This is a genomic window from Paenibacillus sp. VTT E-133280, from assembly GCF_002264385.1.
GTDB classification, from domain to species: Bacteria; Bacillota; Bacilli; order Paenibacillales; family Paenibacillaceae; genus Paenibacillus_AQ; species Paenibacillus_AQ nitricinens.
Genome location: NZ_NFUX01000003.1, coordinates 1 through 13,868 on the forward strand (window position 1 = coordinate 1; position 13,868 = coordinate 13,868).

At 39.9% G+C, this 13,868-nt stretch carries 13 protein-coding genes; 11 read left to right on the forward strand and 2 right to left on the reverse strand.

Annotated elements, in window-relative coordinates; translation table 11 throughout:
• The first annotated feature begins 345 nt into the window (after positions 1–345).
• From CA600_RS01980 to CA600_RS31650, 3 genes are all read left to right on the forward strand, one after another.
• The gene (locus tag CA600_RS01980; protein WP_256989684.1) at positions 346–1,362 is read left to right on the forward strand and encodes a zinc-dependent alcohol dehydrogenase; all 1,017 of its coding nucleotides are present in this window, start codon (positions 346–348) and stop codon (positions 1,360–1,362) included.
• A 387-nt stretch (positions 1,363–1,749) separates the two neighbouring features.
• Positions 1,750–2,283 (forward strand): GNAT family N-acetyltransferase, encoded by a 534-nt coding sequence (locus CA600_RS01985; RefSeq protein ID WP_094868669.1) that lies wholly within the window; start codon positions 1,750–1,752, stop codon positions 2,281–2,283.
• 29 nt (positions 2,284–2,312) lie between these two features.
• Complete coding sequence (locus CA600_RS31650) at positions 2,313–2,504, forward strand: hypothetical protein (RefSeq protein ID WP_306440369.1); 192 nt, start codon at positions 2,313–2,315, stop codon at positions 2,502–2,504.
• Between the two features lie 46 nt (positions 2,505–2,550).
• Here CA600_RS31650 and sleB read toward each other — a convergent pair whose 3' ends face one another.
• Complete coding sequence (gene sleB / locus CA600_RS01995) at positions 2,551–3,189, reverse strand: spore cortex-lytic enzyme (RefSeq protein WP_094868671.1); 639 nt, start codon at positions 3,187–3,189, stop codon at positions 2,551–2,553.
• Between the two features lie 175 nt (positions 3,190–3,364).
• Between sleB and CA600_RS02000 the strand changes: the two genes are divergently transcribed.
• The 6 genes from CA600_RS02000 to CA600_RS02025 all read left to right on the forward strand — a co-directional run bounded on the left by CA600_RS02000 (position 3,365) and on the right by CA600_RS02025 (position 10,108).
• Entirely contained in the window at positions 3,365–3,916 is a 552-nt protein-coding gene (locus CA600_RS02000) for a YdhK family protein (RefSeq protein ID WP_094868672.1), read from the forward strand.
• Positions 3,917–4,115: 199 nt separating this feature from the next.
• Positions 4,116–5,102, forward strand: a complete 987-nt coding sequence (locus CA600_RS02005; RefSeq protein WP_094868673.1) for a phosphotransferase enzyme family protein — start codon at positions 4,116–4,118, stop codon at positions 5,100–5,102.
• 291 nt (positions 5,103–5,393) lie between these two features.
• Positions 5,394–6,467: a stalk domain-containing protein gene (locus CA600_RS02010; RefSeq protein WP_094868674.1), complete on the forward strand. Its 1,074-nt coding sequence runs from the start codon at positions 5,394–5,396 to the stop codon at positions 6,465–6,467.
• A 137-nt stretch (positions 6,468–6,604) separates the two neighbouring features.
• A complete protein-coding gene (locus CA600_RS02015; protein WP_256989685.1) occupies positions 6,605–8,617 on the forward strand; it encodes an acyltransferase family protein in 2,013 nt (670 codons plus the stop codon).
• Positions 8,618–8,706: 89 nt separating this feature from the next.
• Positions 8,707–9,219 carry an RNA polymerase sigma factor gene (locus CA600_RS02020; protein ID WP_094868675.1) on the forward strand — a complete coding sequence of 171 codons (513 nt, stop codon included), beginning with the start codon at positions 8,707–8,709 and terminating at the stop codon, positions 9,217–9,219.
• Position 9,220: 1 nt separating this feature from the next.
• A complete protein-coding gene (locus CA600_RS02025) occupies positions 9,221–10,108 on the forward strand; it encodes an RsiV family protein (protein WP_094868676.1) in 888 nt (295 codons plus the stop codon).
• A 180-nt stretch (positions 10,109–10,288) separates the two neighbouring features.
• On the opposite strand, the gene CA600_RS02030 is transcribed toward CA600_RS02025, so the two are convergent.
• Positions 10,289–10,873, reverse strand: coding sequence for an AAA family ATPase (locus tag CA600_RS02030; RefSeq protein WP_094868677.1), 585 nt, complete (start codon positions 10,871–10,873; stop codon positions 10,289–10,291).
• Between the two features lie 232 nt (positions 10,874–11,105).
• On the opposite strand from CA600_RS02030, the gene CA600_RS02035 reads away from it, so the two are divergent.
• Together CA600_RS02035 and CA600_RS02040 are read left to right on the forward strand one after the other, a co-directional pair.
• Positions 11,106–12,662 (forward strand): ABC-F family ATP-binding cassette domain-containing protein, encoded by a 1,557-nt coding sequence (locus CA600_RS02035; RefSeq protein WP_042188035.1) that lies wholly within the window; start codon positions 11,106–11,108, stop codon positions 12,660–12,662.
• An 89-nt stretch (positions 12,663–12,751) separates the two neighbouring features.
• The gene (locus tag CA600_RS02040; RefSeq protein WP_179281490.1) at positions 12,752–13,846 is read left to right on the forward strand and encodes a phosphotransferase; all 1,095 of its coding nucleotides are present in this window, start codon (positions 12,752–12,754) and stop codon (positions 13,844–13,846) included.
• Positions 13,847–13,868: the final 22 nt, after the last annotated feature.

Below are 13,868 nucleotides of genomic sequence, written 5' to 3' on the forward strand. Positions count from 1 at the left end.
ATACATAAGTGTGTATTTGAAAACTCTATAACCCTTATAGCATAGGCGATTCATCACTATGCCTTTTTGCGTATGACTATCCTATTAACTTAGGATAGGTAATCAACTTGAACATAAATTAATTATAAACGATTTTAATGACTATAAGGGTTGGATTAACAATTTATCCAGATATTTTTGCTACGCAGAGCTACTCATCTGACAACTGAATTGTGGCAAGTACATCTGTTTGAATCAACTGTTGCTTTATTAACGCTTTCAGTATTTTTGTAGATTGCTTAACTCCTTAATAACTACTACCATGAAGTATTGAAAGTAATAGATAGTAATAAGGAGTGTTAATGAATGATGAAAGTCGGCATTTATCACGGTCAAAATAGTGTGGGGATAGAAGAGCGTCCAATACCTCAAGTTGGAGCAAAAGATGCGTTGATTCGTATTTTAGCGGGTGGAATTTGTGGTACAGATATTAATATAGTGAAAGCAGGCTCTGAAATGGGTATTCGTTTCGGCTCAGAGTTTGGACATGAAATGTTTGGTGAAATCGCCCTGTTAGGTTCTGATGCGGAAAGCGATTTGAAAGTTGGCATGCGTGTAGGTGTGAATCCAATTACTGCAAAACGTGCAGGTCGCCGTTATTCGTTGGAGGTAGGAGCCTTTTCACAATATGTCTTAATTGAAGATGCAGCACTAAATTATAATCTTTATGAATTTGATGATTCCGTTTCGGCAACAGAGGCTGTATTAATGGAACCCATGAGCGTAGGCTTCCATGGCGCTTTTAGCGTACTGCCCAAACTAGGTGAAAAAATCGTAGTTCTAGGTGCGGGTCCTATTGGCTTATCTGCAGCTGCAGGATTAATTGGTGAAGGCATTAAAGATGTTTGCGTAGTGGATATTGACAACTGGCGGTTGGATAAAGCAAAAGAATTAGGCGCATTAACAGTTAATACGTCGACTGAAACATTAGCAGAGGGTTTAATCAAACACTTCGGCGAAGTGAACGTATACGGTGTTAGTGTACCCAATGTAGATGCTTTTGTGGACGCAGCGGGCGCTCCAATATTATTTGAACAAGTGATGCAGATTGTAAAGCCACAAGCAAGAATTGCAATCATTGCCGTTTATAAAAATGAAGTACCTATAAGCCTTGCTCAAGTGATGAGTAAAGAAGTTAACATAGTTGGAGCTAGTGGATACACACATGAAGATATTGTAAAGGTAATTGAACATATTAACGACAAGAAAACGAATATCTCTACTATGGTGACACAGACTTATAAATTAGAGGATATTCAAGCCGCCTTCGATAAAGCGATTGCAGCAAAAGAAACGATCAAGGTTATTGTAGATCTTACTTAACCATCAGTTAATAATATTGGAGTTCATTTGAGTGTAAAACTCAGGTGAATTCTTTTTATTTTAGAAAATAAAGACTTTATATAAAATTTAATTCTAATTGAACATGGCATATTACTGGAGTGTGGTCGTAATTATACTGAGTATAGAAGTGAAATTAGAAAAAAACGTGGAGGTATGATGGAAATTAATCTTGTTCCAGTAACGTTTGAAGATAAAGAGGCATTGACTAATCTTTATCAATTCTACAATTCAAATGGAAAATAATAAACCTGCCATAGCTTTCTGGCGAAAAGTGCTTAAGGATTATACAAAAGATAACTACACAGAACGTTATTTAAGTGATCGCCATAAATACATCCAAGCATTCGATGGGAAGGAGTGAATGAAATGAAGATCACCGTAACATTAACTGACAGCACAACGAAGTTTATGATTAACAATCTCTACCCACTATACTTACACGATCTATCAGAGATATGGGGGAACCTTCCTAATCAATACGGGGTATACGAGGATAATGAAACACAGACGCTGAATGAACAGAACAAAGTCTTCGACATATGGTGGGAGAAGCCGGGGATTTTATATCCTTATTTAATAAAAGAGGATGGTATTCCTGCTGGCTTTGCATTAGTTGCCACACCACCTCATACATCACCAGGTTGTGAATTTTATTTAAACGAATTCTTTATCCTGCGCCCCTTCCGAGGTACGGGAATCGCTGAACGTGCGGCTAAGGAGGTATTTAATCTTCATATTGGAAAATGGGAGCTACAAACCAATCCCACAGCTACAAATAGGAGAGCCCAGCATTTTTGGAGAAAGACACTAAAAAAATATACTGGTAATAGCTTTCAAGAAGAATGTAAGAAGTCTTTTGATGATGAATTAAAGATGATTTTTAATTTTTGTAATGGATAAAGCTAATCAAATCGATTATAAATGGTGGTATGGTCTACGTTTCAAAGCCTGAAGAATTACATATAAAATGGGGCGAGAAGTCAGGGAGTAGAAAATATTTGAAATCAAGAAATATTGAGATCTGCCTGAGGTTTGCTGCTGGTGCAACCGTCGACCAGCTCTCAGGTGAATACTGTCTTTCTAAGGATAGTATTAAGAAAATCGTTTATAGTAAAAAATAGCAGGTCAACCGTAGTGGTTGACCTGCTATTACATTTATTCGAAGGATTAACTCGCAAATATATGTTTACCAATTTTTAAGTTCTGAGGACGAGTCCAGATCCATGCACTAGTAGCTGTATCAGGATTGAAATAATAGATTGAATGGTTTGTTGGGTCCCAACCTCGGACAGCATCAAGAGCAGCTAAATAGGCGGTCCGGTTTGGAGTAAGCCAGTATTGACCGTCAGATACGGCTGTAAATGCGCCTTTTTGAAATACAACGTCTTTAATATTGTCTGGGAATTGACTTGATTGTATGCGATTCATAACTACAGCGCCAACTGCGACTTGACCTTTATAAGGCTCACCGCGGGATTCACTGTAAATGACTTTCGCCAGAATATCCATTTCCTCAATATTAAGCGTATATTTTTTAAGAGAATTCCAAGTTTTTGAACCAGTAACTCCATCGGCATTTAATCCGTAGGCCTTTTGAAATTTAGCAACGGCAGCCTTCGTTTGTGATCCATATACACCATCTAAAGGCTGAGTATAGAAATCCAGAGTTTTTAACCGATACTGAAGATCCCACACATCTCCAGAAGAATTCCCTACGGTTAATACCGGAGCAGCACTAGCCGTACCGATCGTAGCCATGCTTACCAGACCCAAAAGAAGCAACAAAGTGAATATTTTAGTCTTCATTGTAGTAGCCTCCTTTCAGAAAACATTATAAATAACCTTCAATAACTGAGACAACACTCATTTATTGGTAATCTAATAATCACTTTATATTTTTAAAAATACTTCATTCGGTTTGTGATCTTATGAAATGGGTAAATGAATAATCAGAGGCACATCAACTTCGGAGGTTTTATATATGAAAAAGCAAATATTTCTATTCATAATCGCAGCTGCACTTACTCTAAGCGCATGTGGTAATGACAATAGCTATGGCAATAAAATGTCTTCAAACGATAGAAAAATGGAACATACCGCACACTCTAGTTCAAGTGAAGTACCCGATAATTTGAAAGTGGCAGAGCATCCTGCTTTTGAAATAGGAAGTAAAGCGATTATCCAAACGGATCATATGGAAGGTATGAAAGGGGCAACAGCAACGATAGTTGGAGCATATGATACTACAGCCTATATGATTTCTTATAGACCTACAACAGGTGGAATGCCAGTTACAAACCACAAGTGGATTATTCATGAAGAAATCAAAAAAGCAGCCGACAAACCCTATGAATCCGGCTCAGAAGTTGTAATGGAAGCTGACCATATGAAAGATATGAAAGGTGCAACCGCTCAAATTAACGCGGCTGAACACACTACGGTATATATGATTGATTACACACCGACTACGGGTGGAGATAAAGTGAAAAATCATAAATGGGTAACGGAAGATGAGCTTTCGGCTAAAAAGTAACCAAAATAAATTTAAGTCCATAAGTAATGAAAAAAATAAGGTAGGAACAGTCATAGACTTTGTTAAAGGTCTAGGCTGCTCCTACCTTTTTGATTGTTCTTTTATGGGTAGTGAAGTGTTAAAATATCTTTATAAAACACAACTTTGTAAAACATTCCATTTAAATGGTATTTTCTTTAGAAGGTAGGAGGGTGATTAAATGCCTAACTGGCAGGTGAAATTCGATGAAGAGATGCTTAAGCAAGCTGCACAACAGATTCAAGTAGATTGGACAACGATAAAGTATATTGGTGGGTTTGAAAATGTTGTTTATAGCTTTCCAAAAGATGCTCATGAATTTATTTTACGTGTAACTCATCATTCTCATCAGGAGCAGGAGATGGTTATCTCTGAACTTGACTTTATGGATCATCTTGCAAAGCATGGAGTGCAACTGGCTCCCCCCATTCCCTTTCAGGATGGTAGTTTGGTACAAACGCTAGTCAAAGATGGGGAAAGATTTATGATCTGTGTAATGGAGAAAGCTCCTGGTGGTCATGTTAATGCTTCCGATCCCTATTGGGGAACAAATCTTTTTGAGCAATGGGGTGAGGTAACAGGAAGAATGCATGCTTTAGCTCTGCAATACGAGCGTCCGGAGAGTGTTCTGGCAAGACCACATCAGGGTAAGCTAGAGTTTGACTTTGCTAACTTTGGTATTGTTGAACAGCAGCTTTTTGAAAAGTTGCTTCAAATAAATGATCACATTAACCAGTTGCCGCGGCATCGAGAAGGTTATGGACTATGTCACCGTGATTTGCATCCGGGTAATTTTTTCGTGCATGAGGGGCAGATCACCGTGTTTGACTTTGATGATTGCGGATACGACTATATGGTGCATGATATTGCCATTGCCGTTTATTATTCGACTATCTTTGGGGATTGGAGCAAACTGGAAGTAGAGCAGAGTAGAACTTCTGGTCTTGCGGCAGCCATGTTGAAGTCCTTTATGAAGGGGTATAATCGAGAGTATGCGCTCGACAATAAGTGGCTAGAAGAGCTCCCGCTCTTTATTGAGAAGCGTCGACTGGAATTAGTGCTATTGTTATTTCAAGAGTTTTCGGAGTCACAACGTGAGGAGAATAGAGTGTGGCTTGCCCGCAATATCCACGATGCTTTAAATGACAAAGCTTGTTTAGAGCTTTAATGACGGAGGTAACCGATATGACACCTCCAAAGTATATTTCGAAGCTTGGAAGTGGGCTTTTTCTCCATAGAACAAGCAATGAATATGCTCACATGGAAAAACCTCAGACTGCGGCTAGAGTATTGTCTAAATGATGCTGTCCAGCCTTTTTACGTAGAGTTTCAGGGTACAGAAGTAGAAGAAATTTTATTTAAATTAGAAAATCAGCAAACTTTTTAGAGGTCCCCCTGCGTCCTAGCTAATGAGTGTCATCGGAAGGCACTTATAAATAGAGATGGAGGATGACGAGATATGAACAAAACAACAAAAAATCTATTTAAAATGAGTGCAGTTGGATGTGCGGCAATTATGGGGGTGAGCTTAGCTTCCTTACCGGTTCATGTGATGGCATCCACATCAGTAGCAGCTAGTGTTTCTTCAATGGTGCAATCTACGACCCCAGCGCTTACTGGCGTTAAGATCCAAGAAAAAGTTCTTAGCACAACAAGTAAATATCTAATTGCTGATATTAAAGTGCCACAACTAACAGGCATGCTGGACAAGCAATACCAAGATGAGCTGAATGATATTATTTTGTCTCATGCTGAAAAGGATTTGGCACAATGGGAGCATGACGCCGCTGAAATGGGTAAAAAAGCACAAGCAGATAATAAAGACTACCATCCCTACACTCTTAATATCGCTTATGAACTGAAGTCAGATGGAACAGGTAATCCAGCAGGTGTTATTTCCTTGACGGTTATTACTGAAGGCTCTGAAGGTGGAACCAGCATGCCGCGGATTGATACTTATAATGTGAGAAATGTAGCTGAGGCACAACTGGTTACTCTTTCAGATCTGCTCGGTGCTAACTACAAAGAGAAGCTCGATGCAGATATTCTTGCGGAGATTAAAAAAGATACTGACAAGTATTTTTTGGAAGAGTACAAAGGAACTTCAGTCGAGCAGTCATTTTATATCGATAAAGGTGAATTAGTGGTTGTCTTCCCTAAATATAGTATTGCACCTGGATATGTAGGATCACCAGAGTTTCGTTTCAGCTTGAATAGTAATTCCACGGACGCAGCTAAGCTTGATTTGAAAAAAATCCCCAATTTCACTAACAAGCAAGGTGTGCTGATGCTATCATTACGTGATTTAGCCAATCAATTAAACTTTCAATTGAAGTGGAATCAATCTACCAAAACATCTGAGTTAATGAAGGGAGCACAGTGGACGAGTGTTTCTATTAACAAAGATTCTTATTTTATAGCAAAAATGGCTCCTAAAGCATTAGGCACTGCTCCAGTGCTTCAAGACAATAAAACGTATGTCCCTGTCCAATTTGTAACAGATATTCTACAGATTGAAGTGCAGGGTATTTAATAGAAAAGATATCTGGCAGATTTCTCTGCCAGATATCTTTTTTAATTAATAACATTTTCACTTGTTTACAGAACTTTTCATGCGTTTACAGCGTCTTACTAATGGAACGATAAATCGACGGTAAGGACTGAAACATAATGAAAGACAACACGAAGCTTTTCAGAAATAATATGAGGAGCCAGTCTTCTATACAATCTGTAGGCGGCAGGCGTTATGTGCCAGGAATTGATGGTCTGAGGGCTTTATCAGTACTCGCTGTAATCGCATATCATTTGAATCTGAAATGGGCTGAGGGTGGACTTCTCGGCGTTGGAATATTTTTTGTTATCTCAGGATATCTCATAACTGACCAAATCATTACCCAGTGGGAGCGGCACCGAAGACTGAACCTTTTAGACTTTTGGGTTCGTAGGGCGCGGAGGCTGTTGCCTGCGATGGTCGTCATGCTTTTTGTGGTTGCCATATGGCTTTTAATTATAGAACCATCAAGATTGTTTGGGCTCAAGGGTGACTTTATGTCTTCCTTATTTTACTTCAACAACTGGTGGCTAATATTTCATAATATGTCCTATTTTGAAAGCTTTGGCCCACCATCTCCGATCGGACATTTATGGTCGCTTTCTATTGAAGGGCAGTTTTATATTCTATGGCCAATAGCTCTCATCCTCGTGATGAAAATCGCTCGTCGGCGAGGTAAGCTTATTGCATGGATTATGGCTTGCGCTGCAGTCTCAGCCTTAGCAATGGCATTGATCTACGTACCGGGCACAGACCCAAGTAGAGTGTATTATGGAACGGATACTCGCGTATTTGCGCTTCTCATTGGAGCAGCACTTGCAGTTGCTTGGCCAAGTCAGAAACTTAATGATAAGGTCTCAGAACCGGCTCGGCGTATGCTTGATATTGTTGGGGGATTAGGACTCATACTATTGTTAGTCCTTTTTAATCAGGTTAATGAGTTTGATGATTTGCTTTACCGTGGTGGGTTTCTAGTGATTTCTTTGATTGCTGCAGTAGTTATTGCTGTACTCGCTCATCCTGCTAGCCGCCTGGGATCGATCGTAGGCTGTAAACCTTTGCGTTGGATCGGGTTGCGATCATATAGCTTGTACATATGGCATTTTCCAGTTATTATCCTTAGCAGTCCGAATGTGAGTACTGAAGAAAGCGGCATACTTCGTATTATCGTTCAGGTAGGAGTAAGTTTTCTTCTAGCAGCATTATCATATAAGTATGTAGAGGAGCCTATTCGTCGAGGTTCACTTAAGGAAACTTGGAAGAACATCAGTGTAAAACGACGGGGTGGTCTTCGTCCAGGCTTCTTAATGGCTATTATTGCTGTGATTCTTATCCCTATTGCATGTAAAGGCTATTTGTTAAATGCTGGATCGGATACGTCTGCGATCGAATCGGCAGATATGCAGTATGAACAACAACAGCTGCAACAGCAAGAACAACAAGATTCGGGAATAAAGGATGATCCCAAAGATCGCAAAGCGATAGACAAGAGTGAAACTGATAAACCATCCTTACCAGCCATGACAACAGCTACATCCGAACCTGAAGTGAACAAACCTGATCCTAAAGTGGGAACTATTAATAAAGAAGTGTCTAAGCCTGAATCAGATGTGAACAAAACTGTTCCCGAAGAAAAAAAACCTGTGGCTGTGAAGAGTCAAGCTGGGAATGACGTTACGGCCATTGGAGATTCTGTCATTTTGGACGTAGCACCATACCTCTCAAAGAAAGTACCTGGCATTGTCATCGAGGGCGAAATTGGTCGTCAGATGGCGAAAGCTCAGGAGGTAGTGGATCAGCTTAAAGCTCAAGGCCGGTTAGGTAAAAAGGTGATCATTGAGCTGGGGACTAACGGATCTTTTAGTTCAAAGCAGTTACGTAATCTCCTGGATTCACTAAGTGATGCTGAGCAGATTCTTTTGGTCAATACACGTGTCCCAAGGAAGTGGGAAAATAATGTGAATCACAACATTTCAAAAGTTTCCAGTGAATATAGTAATACGACCGTAGTAGACTGGTACTCTGCTAGTGAAGGGAAAGACGATTATTTCTACGAAGACGGCGTGCATCTGAAGCCTGAGGGTTCTAAGTATTACGCCTTACTTCTCGCGAAAGCTTTGGATAGTGAATAAAAATAATTAATTCTCCAAACTTTTTGAACTCGCTAAACGTCTTACACCTATTACAACACTAGATAACAAACAGAGAAGGATAATCTACAATGTTTAAGTTGAATAGGAAAACCGAAAAAATACTAACCAATTGTATCATCGAAAACAAAGAGAATGTCTACAGACTCGCCTACAGCTATGTCAAAAACAAAGAGGATGCTCTTGATATTGTTCAGGATTCCATTTATAAAGCGATGGATAATCTTGAGTTGTTGAAGAATCCTGATGCCGTGAAAAGCTGGTTTTACCGTATTGTCGTGAATACTTCGCTAGACTTTCTGCGCAGAAATAAAAAGGTCCAGACGATGGAGCCAGAGATGATAGATGTCTATTGTCCTGGTGCAGAGGATGTTTACTCGGATATAGATTTGAAAAGAACCCTTGAAGATCTGCCGGCGAAATACCGAAGCGTGATCGTATTGAGATACTTTGAAGATATGAAGATTAGTGAAGTGGCGGAAGTTCTAAACGAGAACAACAATACGATAAAAACAAGACTGTATCAGGCACTTCAGTTATTGCGGGTGAAACTGAAGGATGAAGCCTCAAAGGAGATTATGTAAGATGGTAGACCATTTAAAAGATTTACATAAGGAATATAGCGAGGTTCCTATTCCAGAACAATTAGATTTAATAGTGAATCGCTCTCTGAAGCAATCACTTAAAGAAAGAAGAAAAAAACGGTTGAAATATAAATGGTTTGCCAGTGTGAGTGTTGCTGCTATTGTCTTTTTGATTGCGATTAACACTAGTATAACCGTGGCGAGTGCATTATCTGCCATTCCAGGTGTCGATCGACTCATTAAAGTGCTAACCATTAAAGAATATATAGTAGCGGAGGATAACTACGATGCCAATATCAAAGTTCCTGCCGTTACGAATATGGAGAACAAGGATCTCGAGCTTGGATTAAACCAGAAGTATTTGAGCGAGAATAAGGCACTCTACGAAAAGTTCCAATCTGAGATTGAACAGTTGAAGAAGCAGGGCGGAGGTCATTTGGGTCTGGACACGAATTATGAAGTCAAAACAGACAATGATCGTATTTTCTCCATTGGAAGATATGTTGTAGAAACGTCAGGTTCTTCTTCTGAGGAAGTTGCTTTTGATACGATAGACAAAGTGAACCAAATCCTTATTACATTGCCAATGTTATTTAAGGATGAGCAATACATTGAGCGGATTAGCCAAAATATTAAAGAGCAGATGATTGCACAAATGAAGGCTGACCCCGATATTGTGTATTGGATCCCGGAGAACGGGGATGAAGTGTCAACTGATATGTTTACTTCTATTTCAAAAGATCAGAGCTTCTATATCAATGATGATGGCAAGCTTGTGATTGTGTTTAATAAATATGATATAGCTCCAGGTTCTATGGGTTCTGTTGAATTCGTGATCCCAACTGAAGTCATAGCAGGGGATCTGGTAAGTCAGAAGTATATTCAGTAATAATAAAAGACCGGCTGGAGAGTTCTCTCTTTGCCGGTCTTTATTCAAATATAAGAAAGTATAAGTGTACACTATAATTTATCCTTATATTTCTCGCTTAAACACTACTGTCCTTATAAGGACGCCGAAGCCGTTTATGCTTGCTCGTAAACGAATGATTATTGAAGAGCTAATTCATTCCTAGTCGTAGATAAAATGCTCCACCACAGCCACAGTCTTCGTTATGTCTGGATTAGAATTATCGACCACCTTCACATTGGAACTTGGAAGCGGCCACTTCACACTACGGTTTCCAAATGCTTTACGAAATTCATCCCAATGCTGGAACTTCCATTCATCTAATGGCGATTGTCTATCTTGAATCCGCTTCAGGTACAATTCCTCATCAGCTAGTTCGACCAAAACAACTTTGACCTCAACATCTTTCAGAGAACGTCCGATTCGAGATAACTCACTGCAGATCCAGTCAGGATTGGCAGCTTCTTTGGTAAATGGTCCAACTACAATTGCATCTACATTTAGGCTAATATTGTCTAGTGCGGCGTCCATTGTAATCCGGTAGCCTAAATCACGGCATAATCTTTTGTAGTCGGCGGAGTCTCTGTCTGCCGGGTCCAATCCGTGAAAGGTCATGATGGCATCTGCCGCTGGTCTTAAGAGGATATCCATATCAAAGAAGGGTACTTTACGCCGGGAAGCGATCGCTTTAGCTAATGTCGTTTTGCCTGCCCCAGCTGGCCCTAAAAAAAATACAAGTTTGTTCATCATTGTCTCTCCTTAGAACCTCAATTCAACTCCATAATGTATCTCTGCATACTATCATATAAAAGATAGTGAGCAATCGCCACTGCAATATCTCCATCACACAGATAGGAACAGACTACCTGAGATATTTCGTATTATAGGCCAAAATATGATATTTTTTTGCTTCTCCATTGAGTTTTTGTGTAATCCTGCTTATAATATAGCGAGAAAAATAAGAAAAAGGTGTCCATAAATGAGCATATTAAATGTAGAAGGATTAAGTCATGGTTTTGGAGATCGTGCGATCTTCAAGGATGTTTCATTCCGTCTTCTAAAAGGCGAGCATATCGGATTATTCGGCGCTAACGGCGAAGGTAAATCCACTTTTATGAATATTGTTACAGGAAAGCTGCAACCGGATGAAGGTAAAGTTGAATGGTCCAAGCGGGTGCGTGTTGGCTACCTCGATCAGCATGCAGTGTTGACCAAAGGCATGACCATTCAAGATGTACTCAGAGGCGCTTTTCAATACCTCTTTGATCTTGAGCAAGAGATGAATGATATGTACGGCAGAATGGGTGACGTGTCGCCTGAAGAGTTGGAAAAGCTGCTTGAAGAAGTTGGTACGATCCAAGATACGCTTACAAATCAAGATTTCTACATGATCGATGCGAAGATACAAGAAACCGCGCGCGGTCTAGGAATCACAGATATTGGTTTAGATCGTGACGTAGCTGATCTTAGTGGTGGTCAGCGTACCAAAATCTTGCTTGCGAAGCTGTTGCTTGAAAAACCAGATATTTTGCTCCTAGATGAGCCTACGAACTATCTGGATGAGCAGCATATTGAATGGCTGAGACGTTATCTTCAAGAGTATGATAATGCATTTATTCTGATTTCACATGATATGCCATTCTTGAACAGCGTTATCAACCTGATCTACCATATGGAAAATCAAAAGCTGACCCGTTATGTGGGTGATTATGAGCAATTTCAACAGGTCTACGAAATGAGAAAACAACAGCTTGAATCTGCTTATAACCGCCAGAAACAAGAAATTGCAGAGCTGAAAGACTTCGTTGCGCGTAACAAAGCCAGCGTGGCTACTCGTAACATGGCAATGTCCAGACAGAAAAAGCTCGACAAGATGGAGATCATCGAGATTGCAAAAGAGAAGCCAAAACCACAGTTTAACTTTAAAGAAGGTAAAACTGCGGGCAAGATGATTTTCGAAGCTAAAGAATTGGTTATCGGATATGACACCCCGTTGTCCAGACCGCTTAATTTATTAATGGAGCGTGGACAAAAGATTGCGTTGGTCGGTGCGAACGGGATTGGTAAAACCACCTTGCTACGCAGCATCTTAGGCGAAATCCAAGCATTATCCGGTTCCGTAGAACGTGGATACCATCAGGAGATTGGTTATTTTGAGCAAGAGATGAAGGAAGGTAATTACAAGACTTGTATCGAGGAGATTTGGGATACATTCCCATCCCTGTCACAATTCGAAGTACGTGCTGCCCTTGCCAAATGTGGACTGACCACGAAACATATCGAAAGTAAGATTGCTGTTCTAAGTGGTGGAGAAAAAGCTAAAGTGCGTCTATGTAAACTCATTAACAGTGAGACCAACATTCTCGTATTGGATGAGCCGACGAACCACTTGGATATCGATGCCAAAGATGAACTGAAACGTGCGCTGAAAGCATATAAGGGAAGCATTCTCATGATCTCTCACGAACCGGATTTTTATCAAGACATTGTGACGGATATCTGGAATTGCGAAGACTGGACAACAAAAGTATTCTAATAAGACAATTCTTTATTGAACAAGCCTATGAGGTGTTAACGAATCAGTTACGCTTTATAGGCTTTTTTATGGATAATGGGAGGGGCTATGTGTTAGAGAATAAAATGGATCAGCTTAACATCAGTGTTCAACAAATTTTTGGAGAACAAGAAGTAGAAATAGTTAATTTCACATGCGAGGATTTAGATTATAAAACACCTAACTTTACAACAGCGGGTATTTTTCATCTTCAGGGTATCGCATTAATTAATCACGAGCAGCTTCCATGGTCAATCATATTAAAAATCATTAAGTCTGATAGTGCAGAAAAAGAGGATCCAGCACATCACAATTACTGGCGGCGAGAAGCCTTAGTCTTTGAATCTAAGATTCTGGATGAGCTTCCGGGCTCAATCCAAGCTCCTAAGTGTTATCTTGTTGAGGAGCAAGTAGATGGTACTGTATGGTTATGGATGGAACGAATTGAAGGGCAATTTGCACATACGAAGGAGCAGTTTGATATTATCGCTGAACGGTTAGGCCGGTTTAATGGAGCTTATCTTTCAGGAAAGAACACTCCTAATGACCAATGGATATGTAGAAGTTGGCTTAGATCCTGGACTACTTCGAGTATTATGTATGCACCTAACCCTGAAGAATATATTCATCATTTACATAGAGACAACGACCAAAGTCTTTGGGCTTGGTTCCAAGGCTTCATGAAGCGGATAGACAATAATTTGAATGCTCTCCATCGCTTGCCGCGAGTATTAGCTCATCAGGATCTTAGTCAAATGAATATACTGCTAACTCAAAACGGAGAGTTAGTCTTGATAGACTGGCAATTTATGAGCTTATCAGGTTTAGGTGAAGATCTTGGTAAAATGTTTGGCGTAAATATGAGTCTTGGTGTGATTCCTATCGATCGTTACGAGGAATTCAAAGAGTCTTTATTCCATTCGTATATCAAGGGATTAAAGGCAAGCGGATGGCAGGGGGACGAATCCCTTGCAAGATATGGTTATTGTTTAAGCACTGCTTTACGTAGTGTCTGGGAAGTACCACAATACTTTTCATTATCCACTCAGCTGTGTGCTGACTCTGATTACTTAAAGCTTCAGGATCGAGTTGCCCGGCTGGAACAAATTATTAATATTCAACGTGAAATGGCAGAAGAATGCAGCACGTTGAAGGCATATAGGTAAGGTTAAAAGCGATTCTCATCGG